The 22,507-nt window shown below is 39.4% G+C and carries 15 protein-coding genes and 4 pseudogenes; 11 read left to right on the top strand and 8 right to left on the bottom strand.

What is annotated here, in order from left to right:
• Positions 1-257: 257 nt before the first annotated feature.
• Positions 258-1,175: a DMT family transporter gene (locus A9Y75_RS15790; protein ID WP_071190485.1), complete on the bottom strand. Its 918-nt coding sequence runs from the start codon at positions 1,173-1,175 to the stop codon at positions 258-260.
• A 49-nt stretch (positions 1,176-1,224) separates the two neighbouring features.
• Positions 1,225-2,028, bottom strand: coding sequence for a M15 family metallopeptidase (locus A9Y75_RS15785; protein WP_071190484.1), 804 nt, complete (start codon positions 2,026-2,028; stop codon positions 1,225-1,227).
• Positions 2,029-2,213: 185 nt separating this feature from the next.
• Between A9Y75_RS15785 and A9Y75_RS15780 the strand changes: the two genes are divergently transcribed.
• Positions 2,214-3,131: an AEC family transporter gene (locus A9Y75_RS15780; protein ID WP_071190483.1), complete on the top strand. Its 918-nt coding sequence runs from the start codon at positions 2,214-2,216 to the stop codon at positions 3,129-3,131.
• A gap of 47 nt (positions 3,132-3,178) precedes the next feature.
• On the opposite strand, the gene A9Y75_RS15775 is transcribed toward A9Y75_RS15780, so the two are convergent.
• Complete coding sequence (locus tag A9Y75_RS15775) at positions 3,179-3,697, bottom strand: phosphoribosyltransferase (protein ID WP_071190482.1); 519 nt, start codon at positions 3,695-3,697, stop codon at positions 3,179-3,181.
• 74 nt (positions 3,698-3,771) lie between these two features.
• Here A9Y75_RS15775 and A9Y75_RS15770 point away from each other — a divergent pair, with 74 nt between their 5' ends.
• The 3 genes and pseudogenes from A9Y75_RS15770 (at position 3,772) to A9Y75_RS15760 (ending at position 6,524) form a co-directional block, all read left to right on the top strand.
• A complete protein-coding gene (locus tag A9Y75_RS15770; RefSeq protein ID WP_071190481.1) occupies positions 3,772-5,214 on the top strand; it encodes an MFS transporter in 1,443 nt (480 codons plus the stop codon).
• A gap of 80 nt (positions 5,215-5,294) precedes the next feature.
• Positions 5,295-5,807, top strand: a pseudogene (locus A9Y75_RS15765) (AEC family transporter); the annotation flags it as partial.
• Between the two features lie 435 nt (positions 5,808-6,242).
• Positions 6,243-6,524, top strand: a complete 282-nt coding sequence (locus tag A9Y75_RS15760) for a hypothetical protein (protein WP_236721426.1) — start codon at positions 6,243-6,245, stop codon at positions 6,522-6,524.
• A 51-nt stretch (positions 6,525-6,575) separates the two neighbouring features.
• Here the strand turns inward: A9Y75_RS15760 and chrA are convergent, their stop codons facing one another.
• A complete protein-coding gene (chrA, locus tag A9Y75_RS15755) occupies positions 6,576-7,769 on the bottom strand; it encodes a chromate efflux transporter (RefSeq protein ID WP_071190479.1) in 1,194 nt (397 codons plus the stop codon).
• A 95-nt stretch (positions 7,770-7,864) separates the two neighbouring features.
• Here chrA and A9Y75_RS15750 point away from each other — a divergent pair.
• Positions 7,865-8,563 (top strand): annotated as a pseudogene (locus A9Y75_RS15750) (sigma-70 family RNA polymerase sigma factor); the annotation flags it as partial.
• 67 nt (positions 8,564-8,630) lie between these two features.
• Here the strand turns inward: A9Y75_RS15750 and A9Y75_RS15745 are convergent.
• Entirely contained in the window at positions 8,631-9,608 is a 978-nt protein-coding gene (locus tag A9Y75_RS15745; RefSeq protein WP_071190478.1) for a glycerophosphodiester phosphodiesterase, read from the bottom strand.
• A 20-nt stretch (positions 9,609-9,628) separates the two neighbouring features.
• Here A9Y75_RS15745 and A9Y75_RS29685 point away from each other — a divergent pair, with 20 nt between their 5' ends.
• On the top strand, positions 9,629-9,775 hold the full coding sequence (locus A9Y75_RS29685) for a hypothetical protein (protein ID WP_236721425.1): 147 nt from the start codon (positions 9,629-9,631) through the stop codon (positions 9,773-9,775).
• Positions 9,776-9,879: 104 nt separating this feature from the next.
• On the top strand, positions 9,880-11,928 hold the full coding sequence (gene ligA, locus A9Y75_RS15740; RefSeq protein WP_071190477.1) for an NAD-dependent DNA ligase LigA: 2,049 nt from the start codon (positions 9,880-9,882) through the stop codon (positions 11,926-11,928).
• Positions 11,929-12,026: 98 nt separating this feature from the next.
• On the opposite strand, the gene mrdA is transcribed toward ligA, so the two are convergent.
• Entirely contained in the window at positions 12,027-13,847 is a 1,821-nt protein-coding gene (gene mrdA / locus A9Y75_RS15735; RefSeq protein WP_071190476.1) for a penicillin-binding protein 2, read from the bottom strand.
• Positions 13,848-14,162: 315 nt separating this feature from the next.
• Positions 14,163-14,288 (bottom strand): hypothetical protein, encoded by a 126-nt coding sequence (locus tag A9Y75_RS30195; RefSeq protein ID WP_269086304.1) that lies wholly within the window; start codon positions 14,286-14,288, stop codon positions 14,163-14,165.
• A gap of 159 nt (positions 14,289-14,447) precedes the next feature.
• On the opposite strand from A9Y75_RS30195, the gene A9Y75_RS15730 reads away from it, so the two are divergent.
• From A9Y75_RS15730 to A9Y75_RS15720, 3 genes and pseudogenes are all read left to right on the top strand, one after another.
• Positions 14,448-15,596, top strand: a complete 1,149-nt coding sequence (locus A9Y75_RS15730; RefSeq protein ID WP_071190475.1) for an ABC transporter ATP-binding protein — start codon at positions 14,448-14,450, stop codon at positions 15,594-15,596.
• An 11-nt stretch (positions 15,597-15,607) separates the two neighbouring features.
• Entirely contained in the window at positions 15,608-16,690 is a 1,083-nt protein-coding gene (locus A9Y75_RS15725) for a spermidine/putrescine ABC transporter substrate-binding protein (protein WP_071190474.1), read from the top strand.
• 95 nt (positions 16,691-16,785) lie between these two features.
• Positions 16,786-17,665: pseudogene (locus A9Y75_RS15720) on the top strand (ABC transporter permease); the annotation flags it as partial.
• A 700-nt stretch (positions 17,666-18,365) separates the two neighbouring features.
• On the opposite strand, the pseudogene A9Y75_RS15715 reads toward A9Y75_RS15720, so the two are convergent.
• Positions 18,366-22,040: pseudogene (locus A9Y75_RS15715) on the bottom strand (hybrid sensor histidine kinase/response regulator); the annotation flags it as partial.
• 48 nt (positions 22,041-22,088) lie between these two features.
• Between A9Y75_RS15715 and A9Y75_RS15710 the strand changes: the two are divergent.
• Positions 22,089-22,463: a hypothetical protein gene (locus A9Y75_RS15710; RefSeq protein WP_177176207.1), complete on the top strand. Its 375-nt coding sequence runs from the start codon at positions 22,089-22,091 to the stop codon at positions 22,461-22,463.
• The last annotated feature ends 44 nt before the right edge of the window (positions 22,464-22,507 follow it).

The raw sequence follows: 22,507 nt of genomic DNA, 5'->3' as shown, positions 1-22,507 counted from the left end.
GGTTGTATACTTATGATTAGGGAACCGGGCGGAGACGGGTCGAGCTTTTTGATCAGCAATCATCAGCAATTAGCTGGACTTGATATCACTCATAATCCTAACAACTAAAAAACGACTCTACCTCAGTATTTATGATGTGGCTTTAAATATAAAATTCAAAGCAAAAACTTCAATAAAAACTCTGCGTCACTTTGCGTTAACCTCAGCGAACCTCTGCGTTTAAAAGTAAAGTTTCCAACCGTTTTTAGTATACCTACTTATTCAGATTTTCCTAAAGCTATAGATATTGATCCAGCCACAACTAACAATGCTCCCATAATTCCCACAATTGTGATCTGTTCTGGTGGAATTAGGTTGGATGCAATTTTTGAAGTTATCCAAACGGATATTAAAGTCACGATAGGAGTTAATGCTAATACTGCGCTGACTCTTGATGCTTGCCAATGTGCTAATGATTCAGCAAAAGCGCCATAAGCAATCAAAGTATTCAATCCACAAAATAGCAGCATTCCTAAATGAAGATGATCGAGATAAAAAACTGTATTGATTTTCGCAAAAGGAGTAAATAATAAAGCACATCCCCCATAAATTATCAGCATAATATGAGAAGATGGTAAAGTTTTTAATAACTGCTTTTGTGCTAAAGCATAAATAGCCCATGCTACTGCTCCTAAGACAATTAACCCACTGCCAAGAACATATTGACTAGGTGCTGTGATTAAATTCGTGAATTGGGCATTAAAAAACAGTGCAAAACCTAAAGTTAGCACACTTACACCCAGCCATTGACGCAGTGTATAATACTCTTTAAAAATAACTAAACCACCAAAACCCAACAAAACAGTAGCTAACTGAATTATTACTTGTGCATTAGCTGCGGCTGTTAATGCTAAACCTTGCATGAACAGGAAGTAATTGCTGGCTAAAAATATTGTGGATATGGCTAATAATTTTCCAGAAGTATTACGTAATTGTTCTATCGTTGGTAATTGGCGACGCAGGGATAAATAAACTCCAAGGAAGATAAACGACATCAAAAACCGAAACCAAATGACGGTGTAGACATCTAAAACTTGTAGTGTTACCTTCAGCGCAATCGGTAGAATTCCCCATAAAAAAACTGTCAGCAGCGATAAACCTAACCCTAAACGCCAGCGACCAGAACTTTGATGCATTATTAATAATAACTAAATGAGTTAATCATGTTTGGTCAATTACTCAATGTCAATCAGTTGTGTTAGTGGGTTTTAAATTTCTGGCTTTGTAGAATGTTTCTAAGCTATTGCGATCGCCTACAAAGCGCCAATGCCAAGGTTCATAACTCACTCCTTGAGTATTACCCTTGGGAAAAGACATCTCAAAGCTAAAACGGGCAGCATTGGCTTGTAGCCACTGATAAGCCTTGGTATTCTCAAAATGGGGTTGAAGATTAGTTGCTGGTACAGTTCCATCTCCTATATCCACAGCGTAACCTGTGTGATGTTCACTATGACCAGGAGGAGCGCTGAGAGAGGCTCTTTGGGCGGGGGTTTGGTTCCGTTGAGCGCCAACATCAAAAAACAACGGCTCTTGGTCTTTAACTGAACGAAAGCCAGAAATTGGCGTTAAAATTACCCCTGCACTTCTTGCTGCTTGTACCATTGCTTGAAACTTTTGGGCAGCGGCTTGTCGCATTTTAATGCGTCCATCTGCCGTAATCGCTAATAATTCAGATTCTGGTGCTTCTGCATAAGCTAAATGTCCCAAAATAGTGTTGCTGTCAATACCTGGGGAATTAGTTGGTGCAGGCACAGAACCGGTTGATGCTGGTATAGAATCAGCAGTTTTTTTAGGTGCTGTGACAAAAAATAAAAAACCGCTAATTACAGATAGCAGGACAAATCCTGTTAATCCCCCAATTACTAAAACTAGTGGTTGTACGCGCAGCTTAGATCCGGTATCAGGAGTATCGCGTAAAGCTACTGGAATATCATCTCCAGAACCAGACGATGAGTTTTGCGGTTTTTCTGAAAACCCAGCCTTTTTCAAGTGTCAACTCCTGTGTTTGTGCAATTTTGGATTTTGGATTTTGGATTTGGAAAAACTGACTAAATTAGCTTTTCGGCTGTCCATCTGTCCTACTATTTTTCAAGTTAGTACTATTCAAAATAGTAGACTGGCAAAAAATAACAGTTATCGATATCATTTTATATTCCTATTTTTTAGATAAAATCTTGATAAATCTTTTAGAACTATACGTTAAGTTGGTGGGATTAGTCCTAGTAGGAGTCATCCTCGGACGGAAATTACCTGTTACATTTCCTACTCGTTTAGGCCAGTTTCTCTTTTGGGTAGGAGTACCGATAAGCATTGTTTCGTTTTTACGCCAAACAGACTTATCAGGACAAATTTGGATTGCACCAGTTATAGCTTATTTAGCTATCTTCCTAGGGGCATTTTTAGCCTGGTTGGGGATTAAAGGTCAAGCCTATTTGACAAATTCTCTCCCCGAACCATCAACACAAGGTAGTTTGATTTTAGCGGCTATGGTAGGTAACACTGGTTATCTAGGCTTTCCTATCACTTTAGCAATGGTAGGCAAAGAATACTTCGCCTGGGCTTTATTCTACGATTTATTGGGGTCACTCTTCGGAGCTTATGGCTTGGGTGTATTACTAGCAGTGCGTTTTGGCAACACAGTCCACAATTATGGACATCTGGCTAAAGCTATTTTAATCAATCCTGCCCTCTGGAGTTTTGGATTTGGGTTACTATTTCGCCAAGTGACAATTCCCACAGTTTGGGAATTTTGCTTAGATAAATTAGCTTGGAGTGCTGTTGCTTTATCCTTGATTTTAATTGGAATGCGACTCTCACGGCTGAATTCTTGGTACAAACTCAAACCAGCAGGAACAAGTATCATCATCAAAATGCTTTTAGTTCCGCTGATTTTGGGTAGCACTCTACCAGTGTTTGGTATCACTGGTGGTGCAGCACAGGTAATTGTATTACAAATGGCTATGCCTCCAGCATTTGCCACATTGGTATTAGCCGAAACCTTTGATCTAGATCGTGACTTGGCAGTGACTGCTTTAGCAATGGGGGCTATGGTATTGTTAGTTACTCTACCGATGTGGTTGTGGCTGTTTTGATTTTAGATTTTAGATTTTAGATTTTGGATGAGTCGTTTTTTCCCAAATCAACAAGGTTGACTCAATTTTACCGCCAGTTCTGCCGGGTTTGTATGTTCATACATTTCAAAGGGTTGATGAATCCAGGGGTTATCAGGTAGATAATCAGCATAGTAATTGGGAGTAATAATAGAACAGGCTTTATACCAAATTACGGCGGTGCGAATTTCTGCAATTGGATACTGACTATATTGTTGTAGCCAAGGAATAGTTTGTTGGAGAGTAATCCCAGAGTCTACTAAATCATCTACTAGGAGAATCCGGGAACCTAATGTGTCGGTAGTCATCGTTAAGTGAGGGGAAACTATTAAACCTCCTCTTTCTTGCTTACCAGCACCGTTATAAGATGATGTCGCTAAAATTGCTAAGGGTTGATTGTATATCCGTGATAAAATATCACCCACTCGCAGTCCGCCTCTAGCAAGACAGACAATTTGGTTAAATTGCCAACTCGATTGATAAATATTGACAGCTAATTGTTCAATTTTATGGTAATAATCTGACCAAGAAATGTAAAGGTCTGACATAAGACTCTGGAAATTGTGTTAACTAATACGTCAAGTAAGCCAAGTTATTTATTTTAAAATAAGCGCGAGTTTTTATGAAAGATGCTGATGACGATTTGCAAAAATCTCTAACAAGTCAAAAGTTAGATTTGAAAACTAAACTGGCTTATGGTGCTGGTGACTTAGGCCCAGCGATTACTTCCAATATTGCGATCTTTTTTCTGTTGGTGTTTTTTACCAATGTCGCTGGTATTCCCGCAGGTTTAGCTGGCAGTATTTTGATGATTGGCAAAATTTGGGATGCTGTCAATGATCCGATTGTGGGATGGTTGACTGACAAAACTAAATCTCGCCGCTGGGGTCGTCGTTTACCTTGGATGTTATATGGTGCAGTTCCCTTTGGGATTTTCTTTTTCTTACAGTGGATTGTACCTCAATTTAGCACTGATCAAAGTAGTAATATTTGGCCTTTGTTCTGGTATTACGTAGCAATTGGAGTTTTATCTCAGGCGTTTTTCACTGTTGTTAATTTGCCTTATACGGCAATGACTCCTGAACTATCTCAAGATTATGATGAACGTACTAGCCTGAATAGCTTTCGCTTTACTTTTTCTATTGGTGGCAGTATTGTATCGTTGATTTTAGCGCAAATTGTTTTTTCTGTCATTGTCAATCCGCAAGAACAGTATATAGTTTTAGCAGGAATTTGTACTGTCATTTCGACTTTATCTTTATATTGGTGCGTTTATGGAACACGCGAGCGCATTATGGCTTTTGAGGCTAAACGTATCCAATTGGAGGAACCAGCAGAAATTCCTTTCATTGAACAGTTAAAAATAGTCTTTAGTAATAAACCGTTTTTGTTTGTTATCGCTATCTATCTTTTTTCTTGGTTAGGTGTACAAATCACAGCAAGTATAATTCCCTATTTTGTTATTTACTGTATGGGACTGAAAAATTCAGATGTTCCCACAGTGATGATTGCTGTACAAGCTACTGCTTTAATAATGTTATTTGTCTGGAGTAATTTAAGTAAAAAGATTGGTAAAAAAATTGTTTATTTTCTGGGAATGAGTGTATGGATTATCGCTGCTGCTGGACTATTTTTCTTACAATCTAATCAAATTGGATTGATGTATGTAATGGCTGTCATGGCAGGTGTTGGTGTTTCCACAGCTTATCTAATTCCCTGGTCAATGATTCCCGATGTAATTGAATTAGATGAACTACAAACCGGACAGCGACGGGAAGGAATTTTTTACGGTTTCATGGTTTTATTGCAAAAGTTTGGTTTAGCTTTTGGGCTATTTATAGTCGGTAATGCCTTACAAGCCTCTGGTTTTAAAGAAGCTGTGGTTGGACAAAGTACGCTTCCTATACAACCTGATTCAGCATTGTTAGCTATTAGAATTGCAGTAGGACCGATACCGACAATTTGTTTAATTATTGGTTTGATTTTAACTTTTTTCTATCCTATTACCCGCGAGATGCACGCAGAAATTATGTTGAAGTTGCAAGAACGACGGGAGAATGGATGATGAGTGAACAGATGTTAGTCTTAAAAAAAATTGAATTATTGGGTTTTTTCTCCCAATTTTGGTTTGATATGTGGATATAAATTGAAACTGACAATTTTTTGCCTATCCTCGGACGGAAATTACCTGTTACATTTCCTACTCGTTTAGGCCAGTTTCTCTTTTGGGTAGGAGTACCGATAAGCATTGTTTCGTTTTTACGCCAAACAGACTTATCAGGACAAATTTGGATTGCACCAGTTATAGCTTATTTAGCTATCTTCCTAGGGGCATTTTTAGCCTGGTTGGGGATTAAAGGTCAAGCCTATTTGACAAATTCTCTCCCCGAACCATCAACACAAGGTAGTTTGATTTTAGCGGCTATGGTAGGTAACACTGGTTATCTAGGCTTTCCTATCACTTTAGCAATGGTAGGCAAAGAATACTTCGCCTGGGCTTTATTCTACGATTTATTGGGGTCACTCTTCGGAGCTTATGGCTTGGGTGTATTACTAGCAGTGCGTTTTGGCAACACAGTCCACAATTATGGACATCTGGCTAAAGCTATTTTAATCAATCCTGCCCTCTGGAGTTTTGGATTTGGGTTACTATTTCGGATGTTTGAAAAGTTGCAAATTATACTCTAAACCCCTCTCCAAACCTCTCCCCCACAGGGAGAGAGGCTTTGATTCTTACTCCCCTTCCCTACCAGGGAAGGGGTTGGGGGTTAGGTTCTGACCCAGCAATTAAACCACTACTAAAAATAACCATGCGGTGTTGATGCGATATCGAAGGGCTAAAACTACGCAGACAAGGCGTTCTCTATCGCCTTTTTTTAAGACCAGTATTTTCTAAATATGCCGGTTATTATAACGAAACATAAAGTTTCTATTAAGAAGTGTGAATATTCTTAATGGAAAACTAAATAATATTTTATTATGATACATATAAAAAACATTAATATTGCGGTTTGCTGTTGTTGGGTATTAAATTCGGCTTGAAAAATCATTTTTTTGAATAAGGGAAAAGAGATTCGTATGAATAAATATTTAATGAAAACCATAGACTATCAAGAATGGAAGATTGAAGTATATCAGTGGTTTGCCAAAAAAAGATTTGAAATAGTCTGCTACAGCCCAACTGGTAACAAGCTAGATTACTCAAAAATATCTATGCGCTGTTGGTTCGATGAGGATTTTGCTATCGATGAAGCTAAGGAATTTATAGACTTAATTATTAGCCAACAAAATATAAATCCAATATCAGTATCAAAGTGGTGTCAATTTGAGTTAGCCGAAACTCAACAAGTAGATTTATCAAAGTTGGCAGGTTAAAGTTAGCGGTGGGTATCAATTCATTGTTTTTTGCTCTTGCGTTCACATTAATTATTTAATGTATCCAGACAAATAAGCGCCCCAGCCAATTAAACCACTACCTAATACTAGCCATGCAGCATTAATGCGGTAGCGCAGTACTAAAATTGCCGAAATGAGAGCGATCGCACTTGCAGTAAAATCTACATAAGGCGCTTTTTGTATTGTTAATGTCGCTATTCCCAATTGCAGCGTAGTCAATACCATGAGTGCCACAGCGCTGACATTGACAGAATCTAAAAAAGTCCTTGTCCAAGCAGAGGCACGTAAACGGGGAATCAACGGGTTTAAAGCGGCAACGAACAAAAATGAAGGAAGAAAAATTCCCAAGGTAGCCACGATTGCACCAGGCATACCTGCAAGGACATAACCGATAAAGGTAGCAGTAGAAAGAACTGGCCCAGGAGTAAATTGGCCAATTGCGATCGCATCTAGTAACTGCTGTTGTGTCAACCAGCCATATTCTTCAACTAATCCACCTTGCAAAAACGCCACTAATAAATAGCCACCACCAAACAACACACTACCAACTTTCAGAAAAAACCAACCCAATTGCCACAAAGGCACAGATACAGCACTTACTGATGTTACTGGCCAAGTTGCACCTATGGTTAAACCAGCAATTAATAAATTAGTTTGATTTCCAGGACTATTATTTTTATTACCACCATTTAACCAAAGCATACCTAAAAATCCGCCAATTAATAGAGCAATAATTTCATTGACTTTCCAGAAAAATGTCGCCACCCCCACAATTACTGCAATTACTAATAATTTGCGTGTTTTCACGGCTTTTTTTGCCAAGCCCCAAATAGCATTCAGGATAATAGCTAACACAGCCGGTTTAATTCCATAAAGTAAAGGCGCAACTTGGGGTAAAGTACCATAATTGACATAAATCCAGGCAAATATACCTGTAATTACCACCGCAGGTAAAATAAAACAAACACCCGCTACAATTAACCCCAACCATCCTGCATAAATGTATCCAATATGAATCGCCATTTCTGTGGAATTGGGGCCAGGAATTAGGTTAGTTGCACCAAGCAAATCTAGAAAATGTTCTCGCGTCAGCCACTGACGACGCTTGACTACCTCATCTTCTATCATGGCAATATGGGCAACTGGTCCCCCAAAGCCAATAATGCCTAATTTTAAAAAGAGTTTAGCGACTTCACCCAAACGACTTAACTGCAATTTATTCATGATTGGCTAGGCAATATTGTTTAACTGTACGAAAGTAATCGCTACTATGTAACAAAAAGTAAAGTTGCCCAAAAACCTCTTTCCTTTAGGATAGATCAAAACTGCGGCGCAGTATGCAAAGTTGTCTCAACCGCACACCCCAAGAAACGTCAGAATCGTTCTGGGCATTATATTGGTATAAGTTTTGGCAGGTTACAGAAACTCAGCCCTTAGCGAAAGAACATCTCACCGCTTACTTACAGGAATCTTGTTATTGGGTATCCCAAAAAACAGTTACAAGTTTTGCTAGTACGCAGTATCAACTGTCAGACTGCTTTCAAATTGCTATTTCCCAAGTTGAGAAAATTTTCCAAGGTTTTAACCCAAATCAAAGCTTTAGTCTCAAAAATTACGCAACTACGATTTTTAGTAATTCTATTCGAGAGACTTTGCGTCAACGTCATGAAGTTGATATCTGCACAGATTGGGGATTATTGCGGAAAATCACGAAAAAGCGGTTGCTGGAGTCTTTAGAAACTGCTGGTTTATCTCCCGCTGAGGTGAATGGTTATGCACTGGCTTGGGAATGCTTCAAAACGTGCTATGTTCCCTCTCCCACAGGTACGTCTCGTCAACTTCCTCCCCCAGATTTAGCCACTTGGAATGCGATCGCTAAAAGTTATAATTCTCAAAGCAGTCAACAGGTAAATCCCCAAACTCTGGAAAAATGGCTGCTGAATACTGCTAAAGCTGTCCGCAAATATCTTTATCCCACACACAATTCTCTCAACACACCCAAAGGTGGAGATGATTCTTTACTGGTGTACGCAGTTCATGATGGCTACTTATCCTATTCTGAACTAACTTCCTATTTTTTTATATTCACATTTTTGTAAGTTGAAGTTTAGCCGTATCTGGGTAATCACTAAATACACCATCTATACCCAATTTAAAAAACATTTCATATTCACTTTGAGGATTTTTTTGAAAGTCGAAAGGTAAGAAAACATCTTCATTGCGAAATGTCCAAGCATGAATTAGCAAATTAGCTGCATGAGCATCATTAACTAACGATGTTGGTGATAGTAATTTACCTGTAATATCTCTAGGAATTAGTAAGTTTTTATTAACTCCTATAGCTTGTGCATATTTATAAACTTCTATTAATCCAGTTTTAGTGACTAAATCTTGATATGTACGATGATCACCATTGACTAAAAAATCATAAGGTTTGCCAGAATCATTCATTAATTGCACTAGAGGTAAATTTGTTTTTTTCGCTAATTCTTGCAGGTTGCTAACTTCAAAAGATTGAATAAATACGGGTAAATTAATTTTATTTAAAGTTGTCAGCAAGGTTTGTTCTAATGGTAAACCAATTGATTTAAAGTAACTTGGATATTTAGTCTCTGGGTAAATACCAATAATTCGTCCAAGTTCTAAACTTTTACATTCAGCTAAATCAATAATTTCTTCCAGCGTGGGAATGATAAATATTCCATCATAAACTTTATTTTGCGGACGCAGTTGGGGAATCCGTTCTTTAGCTTTTAAGGTTTTTAATTCTGCTAGGGTAAAATCTTCTGTAAACCAACCTGTTTTAATTTCACCATCAATAATTTTCGTAGTTTTTAAGTGAGTAAATTCAGGATGAAAGGCAATATCGGTAGTTTCAGAAATTTCATTTTCATGACGAGCAATTAAAATACCATCTTTGGTAATAACTAAATCTGGCTCAATATAATCAGCACCTAAATCAATTGCTAATTCATAAGCAGCTAAAGTATGTTCGGGACGGTAGCCACTTGCGCCTCGATGAGCGATAATAATAGGTAGGTTAGTTGTGAAATTTATAGCCATAAACTCATGTTATTTTAATAATGTTAGGTCTAGCGATGGATGCAACAATTAGGATTAAACCGAGTAATCTAGAAAAGTATGTGGTGTTTGTTCAAAGTACCTCTGCTAATTGTAAGTTGATTGGTAAAACCAAATTTTTATATGAAGTCGAAAGCTGGAATCCTTAATCGATATAAAGCGTCCTAATTTTAATGCTCCCGTTTCCCTTTCTTGGTAACTCAGCACTGAGTACTCCTGAAATCTATTCTCTAGGTATTTTGCGATGAGTCTTATGCTCCAAATTCAACCAGAAATAAAGCGTGTGGAAGAACTGCGGCGGTTATTGCAACAAGCCAGTTATGCCTATTACGTTCTAGATGCACCAATTATGGAGGATACTGTTTATGATCGGCTGTATCGAGAACTGCAAGAATTAGAAACTCAGTACCCAGAATTAATCACTCCTGATAGTCCCACTCAACGGGTAGGTGAGCGACCTGCAACTCACTTTACCTCAGTCCGGCATAACATTCCCCTGTATAGTTTGGAGAATGCTTTTAATGTTGAAGAGTTACAAAGTTGGGAACAGCGTTGGCGAAGACACTTACCACCACAGTATTCTCCCGGTGATGTAGAATATGTGGCGGAATTGAAAATTGATGGTGCTGCTTTGGCGTTAACTTATGAAAATGGGGTTCTCGTCAGGGGTGTGAGTAGGGGTGATGGGGTGATGGGTGAAGATATTACCCAAAATGTGCGGACTATTCGCTCAATTCCCCTACGTTTGAATTTCGATGGTTTAGAAAATATCGAAAAGGTGGAAGTGCGCGGTGAGGTATTTTTACCTTTGGAAGTATTTAAACAAATAAATGAGAAAAGACAAAAAGCTGGTGAACAAGTATTTGCTAATCCTCGCAATGCGGCTGCTGGTACACTGAGACAACTAGATCCCCGGATTGTAGCTCAACGACAGTTAGATTTCTTTGCTTATACGCTGCATATTACGGGGATGGATGACTCTAGTATTGCCAATACCCAATGGGAAGCTTTGGAGTTGTTGCAAAAATTCGGTTTTCGGGTTGATGCCAATCATAAACTATGCCATGCGTTAGAAGAAGTTGCTAATTATTATCAATATTGGGATACGGAACGGCTGAATTCAGCTTATATGACCGATGGGGTGGTGGTAAAGCTGAATTCTTTTAAGCTGCAAGAACAGTTAAGTTTTACGCAGAAATGCCCCCGTTGGGCGATCGCACTCAAGTATGCAGCAGAAGAAGCTCCCACCCGTGTGGAAAATATTACGGTGAATGTGGGAAGAACGGGAGCTTTAACACCTTTGGCAGAAATGTTGCCCGTACAATTAGCGGGGACTACTGTTTCCAGAGCTACTTTACATAATAGCGATCGCATTAGCCAATTAGATATCCGCATCGGTGATACTGTCATTGTTCGCAAAGCTGGGGAAATTATCCCGGAAGTAGTGCGGGTAATTAAAGAATTGCGTCCCGCTGATACTCAACCTTTTATTATGCCTACCGAGTGTCCCGTATGTGGTCAACCGGTGGTAAGAGAATCTGGAGAAGTTGTAACTCGCTGCGTCAATGCTTCCTGTGCAGCAATTCTCAAAGGTGAGATTGAACATTGGGTGAGTCGTGACGCTTTGGATATTAAAGGTGTAGGTGAGAAATTAGTTCATCAACTGGTAGATAAAAAGTTGGTGCATTGTGTTGGCGATTTATATGACTTGACACCAGAGCAACTATGCGCGTTGGAACGAATGGGTCAAAAGTCAGCGGAAAAATTGGTGAATGCGATCGCACAATCAAAAAATCAACCTTGGTCACGGGTATTATATGGTTTAGGAATCCGTCACGTTGGTAGCGTCAACGCCCAATTATTAACAGAGAAATTCACCACCGTAGAAGAATTAGCAGCAGCGAGACAATCAGATATTGAAGGCGTTTATGGTATCGGTGCAGAAATTGCTCAATCAGTTTATCAATGGTTTCGCACCCCTGCAAATCAAACTTTAATTTCTCGTCTTCAAGCATTGGAGTTACAATTAGCTACCACAGAACAGCCCAAAGCAATTGGAGAAGGTAATCCCAAGTTTGCAGGTAAGACTTTTGTGGTTACAGGTACATTACCAACCTTAAAGCGTGATGAAGCCAAAGCATTGATTCAAAAAGCTGGTGGTAAAGTGACTGACTCAGTGAGCAAAAAAACAGACTTTTTGGTTGTGGGTGAAGATGCTGGTTCCAAGTTAGAAAAAGCGCAAATATTAGGAATTGCTCAATTAAGTGAAGCACAATTGCTGGAAATAATTCGTAATTCGTAAACAGGGAACAGGCAACAGGGAACAGGCAACAGGTAATTCTTAATTTTCCTCGCGTCCCCGCGTCTCCGTGTCCCCGCGTCTCCGTGTCCCCATCTCCCCTAATGCTTAGTCTCTGGTTTTTGATACTTACCTGGATGCTTACGGGCAAAATATTCTTCCATAACTTCTAAAATCATGGGTGCAGCGACACTACCACCACCACCCCCGGAATGTTCACCAAAAGCCACAACTAAAATTTCTGGTTTATCATTATCTGGTGCATAAGCGCCAAACCAGGCGTGATTCTGTTTAGCTCTACCCTTCCAAGCTTCCGCTGTACCACTCTTACCAGCTACTGGGGGAAGAGTTGGTTTATTTAAAACTTTACCTGTACCTTCAGATATTACTTTCCGCAAGCCATCACGGAGGATTTTGAGAGTTATCGGCTTCATATTTAAAGATTTACGCCATTTTTGTGCGTCCCCATTGTCTTTAAGCAAATGTGGCTGGACTAGATAACCACCATTAGCTGGTACAGCAAACATCACAGCCACTTGTAAAGGTGTAGTTTGTAAAGCACCTTGACCAATGGTCATATTAATAGTATCGCCTATAGTCCAAGGCATTTTCCAGGCTTTGCGTTTCCAGGTATCATCGGGAACTAAACCTTTTGCTTCTTCTGTGGAAAAGTCAAAGCCAGTTTTTTCACCAAAGCCATATTTGCGAGTCCATTCAATTAAAGGAGGTCCACCTATACCTTTACCAATTTGATAAAAGAAAGTATCACTACTCCACTGCATTGCACCCACAAAACCCAATGGACCAAATCCCGCATGATTCCATTCACCAAATCTTGTCCCACCAATATTTAAATAAGGATATGTTTGTAAGACGGTGTTAGGAGAAAACTTACCCGATTCTATGGCCGCTGTAGTGGTGACAATTTTAAAGGTACTAGCTGGGGGAAAAACACTTAAAGCCCGATTAACTAAAGGATGTTCCGCACCTTGGACGCTTTCCCAGTCTTTTTGAGAGAGTTTTTGTTTAGAAAAAATATTCGGGTCAAAGGTAGGATGGGATACCATTGCTAACACTTCACCGTTGTTGGGGTTAAGTGCGATGATTGACCCATTGCGTTTACCTAAAGCTTTTTCCGCTGCTTTTTGGATATCCAAATCTATAGTCAAGTGTAAATCATTACCTGCTTTCGCCTGTTTCTCTCCCAATACCCGCAGCGGTCTACCAGCACCATCTACTTCTACTTGCTGACCGCCCCATTCACCCCGCAGGGTTTTTTCATAGGCTTTTTCCACACCCATTTGGCCAATGACATCACCGAGACGATAGCCTTCAGATTTCCGTTTTTTTAGCTGTTCTGGTGTCAGTTCGCGGGTATAGCCGAGTATATGGGCTAATTGCCTACCATCAGGATAATAGCGTACAGCTTCCGTATTGATTTCTACATTTGGTAATTCGGTTTCATATTCCTTCAAAGCTGTGACTTGTGCTTCATTTAAGTCACGAGCAATGCGAATCAAAGAAGAAGAATTAGCTCCCGCTTGTATAAGTTTATTTTCCATCTCCTCTTGAGGAATATCGAGGATTTCTGACAGACGCAGACCGACAACTGACCATGAGGGCTTAGTATGTGCCATTGGCCACAAATGAACAGAGCGCGGATAACGAGTAGTAGCTAAAAGTTTGCCATTACGGTCAAAAATGTTGCCCCGTTCTGGTTGTTTAGAAATCATGCGAATCCGGTTGGACTCGGCACGTTGTCGGAGTTTTGTGCCATCAATAATTTGCAAATAAGCTAAACGAGCGCCTATTCCAGATGTCATCAATAAAGTGAATACAATTAAAAATATTGATTGAGAATTGCGCCCGACTGTGCGTGTATTGTTTTGTCCGCCTAGTACAGGTGGTTGAAATAAGGTCATAAGCTTAGGAGAATTTCACAATTCTTAATATACGCAACTGTGTTGTTAAGATGTCAAGCTGACTGGAGACGATACTATACTCCGGGACTTCTGTCAATGCTTTGCTAATGTACAAGATATGAGCCTCTCATGGGAGCATTTTGCAATTTAGTCAGATAAACCTCATCCATCTTGAAAACTTGAGTTTTCGCCATAGAAAAAACTATGGATTTCAACTTGGAAGGGGTTTATATAAAGAAACACATTGAAATTTAAAATCTGAAACCTTTACCAGGTAAAGGTTATGAAATATGCTTTGGAAAAGTTGGCAAATACTTATCTCATCATATTAGCACTACAATCTACATAAATCCTTCGTTGTGATGTCCTCAGTTGATGATGGCTACTCACTACTACTACTCGTAGCGATCGCTCCTGGAAACCTGAACGGACAGAATTCATAACCGAAAACCCTACCCAGTATTCAAGGTGAAACAATAGAAAGTATATTTTTAATAGAGTGTTTTTGCCGGATACAATTCAAAGTATGGACTGTAGTCTGCTTAACACCCTACATAGCTTGACTAAGTTTTCTGAAATTAGGGCATTCTACTGAAGAATATGGCTCAAACTGTGATGCAAAATCAGAGGAGTGTAACGTCTTTTCAACCACTTGATGTTGAACTGCGTAACGTATTCAAATTTTTCAACCAAGAACCAGCTGTACATGGTGTGGACTTGGATGTGAGACAGGGAGAATTTTTTAGTATTTTAGGACCTTCTGGTTGCGGTAAAACAACCACACTCCGCTTAATTGCTGGATTTGAAAGAGTTGATGCAGGTAAGTTGTTGATTCGGGGTCAGTCGATGACCAATGTGCCTCCTTACCGAAGACCTGTAAATACTGTATTCCAAAGTTATGCGCTGTTTAACCATCTCAATGTCTGGGATAACATCGCTTTTGGACTAAGGTTGCAAAAATTAACTACTTCAGAAATTCAAAGCAGAGTTATAGAAGCTTTAAAGCTCGTAAAAATGGAAAGTTTGCGATCGCGCTTACCCTCTCAACTTTCTGGTGGTCAACAGCAACGGGTAGCCTTAGCTAGGGCTTTGGTTAATCGTCCCGCAGTCTTACTTCTAGATGAGCCATTGGGAGCATTAGACCTCAAACTCCGCAAAGAGATGCAGGTTGAGTTATCCAATTTACACAAAGATTTAGGATTAACATTTGTGATGGTGACACACGATCAAGAAGAAGCACTATGCTTATCTGATCGCATCGCCGTTATGAATCAAGGCAAAATTGAGCAAGTTGGGACTCCTAGCGAAATTTACGAACATCCCCAAACACCCTTTGTTGCTGATTTTATTGGCGATACAAATTTATTCAGCGGTGAAATCACAACGGTAGACCCGGAATGGGTGAAAATTTTGACCAAAACCGGACTCTCTATTGTTACCGGACGTTCAGAAAATACACCAACTGAATTATTACAACCAGTAGTCATCAGTGTGCGCCCAGAAAAAATTCAGATTTCCCTTTATCAACCGAATTTGCCGACAAATTGCTTTGAAGGCAGGCTAGTCAATATCATGTATTTGGGTACTCATGTTAATTATGTTGTGGAATTGGTCAACGGCATAAATATCAATGTTTTACAACCCAACACCTTTGGCAGCTTACCAGACCGTGACACACCTATTTATATTTGGTGGGCAGAAGCTGACTGTCTCGCTATTAGTCAAGAATCAAGAACCAAAATTTCATAGTCTGATAACTAATGACTAACAGAAGACAATTTCTGAAAAAAATGGTGGCGCTTTCTAGCCTATCTTTAAGTAGTTGTGGCTGGAGATTGGCTAATGTAGGAGACAACTATACTGGTTCAGGCCAAAGCGACGAACTGCACATATATACCTGGACACAGTATACTGATCAAGAATTACTATCCACTTTTACTGCCCAAACTGGCATGAAAGTATTGGCGGATGTATATGATTCTAATGATGTCATGCTGGCTAAGTTACAAGCTGGAGGTGGTGGCACTTACAGCATTATCTATCCATCTGATTACATGGTGCAGAAGATGGTCGATAAAAATTTGTTAACTCCCATTAATCATGAACGCTTAATTGGCTTAGACAATTTGTTCCCACGATTCCAGAATCCTAGTTATGACCCTTATAACCGTTATAGTATTCCCTTCAATTGGGGAACAACCGGTTTACTTTACAACTCTGAAAAACTCCCAACAGCACCAGAAGATTGGGAATATCTTTGGCAAAATAAAGATAAACTTCACAAGAAAATAACTTTACTTAATGATGTGCGGGAGGTAATCGGTGCAGCATTGCGGATGCTAGGTTATTCTTATAATTCACAAAATGAAACAGAAATCAAACAAGCTTATGAGAAGTTGAAAGAACTCAAACCAGCTATTGCTGCTTTTGATACTGATGCTTGGCAAAACCAAATGCTGGCAGGTGATTTATTATTAGCTATGTGTTACTCTGCCGATGCAGTGAAAATATCTAAAGAAAACCCCAAGCTGAAATTTGTAATTCCTCGTAGTGGTTCCTCATTGTGGACAGACACTATTGTAATTCCTAAAACATCTCCTAATGTTGCGGGAGCTTATGCTTGGATTAACTTGATTTTGCGACCAGAAGTCGCGGCTCAAATCAGCCAAAGACTAAATATTTCTACTCCTAATCATGCTGGATTTGAGCAATTACCAAAACAGCTTCAAAATAATACTAATTTATTTCCTTCAGAAGCACTTTTAAAAAACTGTGAAAGACTTACTCCTGTCGGTAAGTTTGAAGAAGTTTATGAGCGGTACTGGACTCAATTACTCGCTTAAAGTCAAGAAGCAAAAATCTATATTCTCGATCTTAAATCTAAAATTGGTATCAGGCTGTGCCTATTCAAAGTAAAGACTCTCAACTAAACTCTTCCCTGACAACTAAATCACAGAAATTAGAACGCCATCGCGTCAACTGGATTTCCCCTTTGGCGCTACTTGCACCATCTGGAATTTGGTTATTACTATTGTTGTTGCTACCAACATTAATAATTTTTCAGTTGAGTTTAGTACCAAATATTCGACCAGGAGATTTGGTAAATCCTAGTGGATTGAATAACTACATCCGCATCATTGAACCAATTTATTTAAAAGTCATATTTCATTCGTTATTTTTGGCAATTAGTACCACAATTAGTTGTTTAATTTTAGGGTTCCCTGTTGCTTATTGGATTGCTTTAATGGCACCAAAGCGCTGGCGAAATTTGCTGCTATTAGGTTTTGTTTTGCCTTTATGGACTTCTTCTTTACTGCGTTCTTATGCCTGGATTACAATTTTGCGTCCAACGGGATTATTAAACAGTTTACTCACCAGTTTAGGTTTACCAGCTTTAGAATTGCTTAACCGCAATCCAGCGGTATTAATTGGCATGAGTTACAGCTTATTACCTTACATGGTTTTAGTGTTGTATGCTTCTTTAGAAAAACTAGACCAGCAATTGTTAGAAGCAGCAGCTGATTTAGGTGCAAATCCCATCCAAACTTTTTGGCAAGTAACTGTACCTCAAGTTTTTCCAGGTATCGCTGCTGGTTCTCTGTTGGTATTTATCACAGCGCTAGGGGACTTTATCGACCCAGAATTGTTGGGAGGTGCTTCGAGTATGACAGCAGCAAGGTTAGTTTATAATCAGTTTCTGGGAGCTACCCAAAATTGGGGGTTTGGTTCAGCTTTGAGTATGACATTAATTATGATTGTCAGTATTGCGTTAGCGGTAGCTTACCGTAGGTATCGCACTTTTGATTAAATTTGGTGAAGTCATATTCAACCCTTTTGTGATTTGTCCTATATTTACAGCAGATTGCAGATCAATGAGGTACAGAATCAAAATTGAAACCTAGACACCAAGACAGTCTGACTCCTGACTCCTGACTCCTGACTCCTGACTCCTGACTCCTGACTCCTGACTCCTGACTCCTGACTCCTGACTCCTGACTCCTGACTCCTGACTCCTGACTCCTGACTCCTGACTCCTGACTCCTGACTCCTGACTCCTGACTCCTGACTCCTGACTCCTGACTCCTGACTCCTGACTCCTGACTCCTGACTCCTGACTCCTGACTCCTGACTCCTGACTCCTGACTCCTGACTCCTGACTCCTGACTCCTGACTCCTGACTCCTGACTCCTGACTCCTGACTCCTGACTCCTGACTCCTGACTCCTGACTCCTGACTCCTGACTCCTGACTCCTGACTCCTGACTCCTGACTCCTGACTCCTGACTCCTGACTCCTGACTCCTGACTCCTGACTCCTGACTCCTGACTCCTGACTCCTGACTCCTGACTCCTGACTCCTGACTCCTGACTCCTGACTCCTGACTCCTGACTCCTGACTCCTGACTCCTGACTCCTGACTCCTGACTCCTGACTCCTGACTCCTGACTCCTGACTCCTGACTCCTGACTCCTGACTCCTGACTCCTGAATTCTGCTGTATTTACCTGCTGTCATTTTTACCTGATTTAAATCTTCCATACCTCTGTTAGCTAAATGATTAACAGTTGAGATAAACTCATTCTCTAAATAAGGCTTGGTTAAATAAGCCGTTGCACCCAATTCTTGAGCCAGTTGACGATGTTTTTCCGAACTACGAGAAGTGAGAACCACAACTGGTTTTTTAGCTAAATCTGGGTTTTGACGAATATTACTTAATAATTCAAATCCATTCATGCGTGGCATCTCTAAATCAGAAATGATAACTTCAATTTCTGGATGTAAATGCAACTGTTCGAGAGCTTCTACCCCATTTTGTGATTGTATTACTTGATAACCACATTTTTGCAAAGTGAGAGAAATAGTTTGTCGGACGCTAATAGCATCATCTATAACCAAAACTACTTTTGGTAATTTGTTAGTCATTCCTACATGAGAATTTTGTTGAGTTTCTCTAGTATTTCTGGAAGTAGATGCAGCGAGTAAAGGTATAGATTCAATAGTATCTTCCGACATTGGCAAGGCTTGTTTTCTCGATACAGGACTTGTTGGCAGTCTCCTGACATCAAGTGTAGCCTGCATTTCCTGAGAATCTACAAGCAGAGTCCCATCAATTACTAAGATGAGATTGCCATTAGCGAGGCTACTACAACCATAAATATATTTTGGTGGAATAATAGCATTTCCTAAAGGTCTGATGACTAATTCTTGTTCACCGATAATTTGGTCAACTTCTAAACCCAAAACTTCCTGATTATGCCGGAGTAAAAGCACAGGATTTTTCATGATTTCTGTGTCAGCAGTAGTGGGTATAGTGTTTGAATAACTGCCAACTATTGATCCATTGTAATACATCAAATTTGACAGTTTCAGAAGGCTGACTATCAGTTCATCCTCACCTGAATGCCAATGCAAAATCTGTTTGCCTTCAAACTCTTTGATTTGCTGTGCAGAAGGGATTAATATTTTTTCGACACTATCTAGCAGTAAGGCATAAACAACACCCCCTGCCTGGACTAACATTAGTTTATCTGTGGTCATAGAAAAAGGTATTTTAAGTATAAATTTTGTCCCTTGATGAGGCGATGATTGAACGGAAATCAAGCCATTGAGGGAGTGTAACTGAGTACGGACAATATCTAATCCCATACCGCGACCAGAAATTTCATTTACCCTACCCGCAGTGGAAAATCCAGGTGAAAACATCATTTCTATTAGTTCAGATTCAGTCAGATTATGCGAATATTCTTGAGCATCATGATCACCTGGAATCAGATTAAGTTCAATAGCTCTGTTGCGGATACTTTCTAAATTCAAACCTTGACCATCATCCCGAACTTCGATCACAGTTTGACTCCCCTGATGATAAGCACAAATTTCTATTACACCTTGTTCATGTTTACCAAGATCACGCCGAATGTGTGGAGCTTCAATACCATGATCGAAAGCATTACGTACTAGTTGCAATAAAGGATCATATAACTTTTCAGCAATGGCTTTATCTATGAGGACTTGTGTGCCAGTAAGTTTTAATTCTACGAACTTTGCATAAACATTTCCCAGTTTATTGACCATTTGAGGAAAACGATTAAGGATAGTTCCCAAAGGCAACATCCTTGCATCTACCAAATTATCTATGATACTCAGAGTTAAATTATGTTTTTTCTCACTAATTTGAGAAGATTGTTTCATGAGTAAGTCAAGAGACTCAGCAGTTTCTTGTAGTTGCAGCGTTTCTTCTAGTGCTTCATGTAATGTCAGATTAAATTCTGTATATACATCCATTTCTAAAGCATCAAACTGCACAGATGAGACTTTATGTGTTTTGTCTATAGGAAAATTATTTCCCTGTAACGGCAAATCACGCAATTGGTTCAAAACTGATTGATGTTGGCTGAGTTGCTGACTTAATCGTTCTATTAAGTCTATAATTTGTTCATCATATAAAGTGCGACGTTTTTGGTAAATTAGCAATTCCCCTGCTAAGTAATTCAGACGTTGCAGTCCATCTACATCCACTCGCACAAAAGCAGGTTGGCGAGAATTTTTATTGGCAGAATTTAAGGATTTATCTTCTATTTGCCTATTAACTTCTATGGCATCATCGGCAACAATTTCTGTGCCTTCTTCAGGAATATTCGTAAATACCTGATCACTCACAACTGAAGATGTGACACTTTCTAAATAATGATCATTTTTAATATCTTCTACTGTCTGGGTAATGACAGCTTCATGGCTGATCTCTGACAGAGTTTCTCCTCCCCATATAGATTCGAGTAAACTCTCATCAGTGGGATGATCTATGGGGGGAAATATTTCTTTAATAACTAGCAATTCTTGTAGCTTAGGGCTATCAAGCCATTTTTTTTCTTGCTCAGTTACTGGAGAATAGTTTTTATATTCATTTCCTACTTGACGAATATGCTTTTTTAGACTTTGGATAATATAAATAAAGCCATCATTTTTGGCAAATGAATATTCAAATCTAGCTAAGTCTAGGAGAATAATTAAAACTATAACTCGGCGATAAAGACAGAGGTTATGGCTATCTTTTTCATCTTCGACAAAAGCTAGAAATTGCTCTAACCAACTTTCAATATAATTTAGTGGATTATTATTTAGACTGATTTTAGGAATCAGCAAATTTAAACTCAGTTCAGCTTCTGGTATGTCGCGCTGGTGATTAAACCAGCCAAAAATGTAGCGAATTACTTTTAAAATAAACTTGGCATTTCCTGGTTTTAAATGCTCATTATTTTTGCCGTTAGATGTAATTAAAAATTGGTAAAATTCGGTTGTCAGACTAAAAAATTGGGTGGCAAAAGATTTAGTTATGGGTACAATGAATGACTGGTTTTTTGGTACTCTCACTAATGAATTATTAGGAGGTTTAATAGGTGATTCCTGTTTTGTGACTTTTGCCAGTGTTTGCAAAGCTATAGAAGGAGAACCACCAGAAATGCGATCGCCTGCTAAAACTTCTTTCTGTGACTTTTGTAAATCAGCTAAGGCAATTTCAGCAATTTGGCGCGCTTCTTGGGGATTAGCGTCCAAAGCAGACATAATTGTGCAAGCTAGTTCTTTCAAACCTGGTAGATTTAAAGATTCTGCCAAACCTAGAAATACATCAAGTTGAGAATGTAAAACTTCTATTAATTCTTCATTATTGAGTGGCTTAAGCAGGGCTTCAGAAATACTTTCTAAGCGTTGTTTGACTCCTACTTCAAAGATAGACTGGACAATATCAAATCCTAATTCTTCAGAAGTAGGAATATGCGATTCAGCCCCAAAGGCATCACCTAATTTTGTTTGTAATTGTGCAAATACTGAAGTTGCTCTTTGAAGAAGTTCCTCACTATTAATATTACTTGCTGTCAGTTCTGCTGTGACAGCTAACTGAAGACATTCGTAAGCTTCTAATAGAAGTGTTTGCAATTCATTATCGATGACTACATCTGGACTATATAGAGCCTTAAATATATCTTCTAGAGAATGAGCTATCATCTTGATAGTATCTAACCCAACAGTAGCGGCTCCACCCTTAATGGTGTGAGTTGCTCGCATTAAGTTATGAACTTTAGCAATACTATAACTTTCGGCTAAAGTAAATAAATCCTGTTCAATTGCTTGTAATAGTTCTGGGGTTTCAGCTAGAAAATAAGCATAGCCCTGTTCCCGAATCTCATTGTCTGTAATCATAATCTTTTGTTTTATTTTTTTGAGCTTGGTTGATATTAATGCATACCAATGTTGGATTGTATAGCAGGAGTCAGGAGTCAGGAGTCAGGAGTCAGGAGTCAGGAGTCAGGAGTCAGGAGTCAGGAGTCAGGAGTCAGGAGTCAGGAGTCAGGAGTCAGGAGTCAGGAGTCAGGAGTCAGGAGTCAGGAGTCAGGAGTCAGGAGTCAGGAGTCAGGAGTCAGGAGTCAGGAGTCAGGAGTCAGGAGTCAGGAGTCAGGAGTCAGGAGTCAGGAGTCAGGAGTCAGGAGTCAGGAGTCAGGAGTCAGGAGTCAGGAGTCAGGAGTCAGGAGTCAGGAGTCAGGAGTCAGGAGTCAGGAGTCAGGAGTCAGGAGTCAGGAGTCAGGAGTAAAATTCTCTTGTAGTGGGAGTTGCATTATCAATTGATGTCCTAACCACCCTGTCCACGGCTGTATATTTTCAATGTTCAA

This window comes from Trichormus sp. NMC-1 (assembly GCF_001858025.1).
Taxonomy (GTDB): domain Bacteria; phylum Cyanobacteriota; class Cyanobacteriia; order Cyanobacteriales; family Nostocaceae; genus Anabaena.
This window is presented reverse-complemented; position numbering and strand designations above follow the sequence as displayed.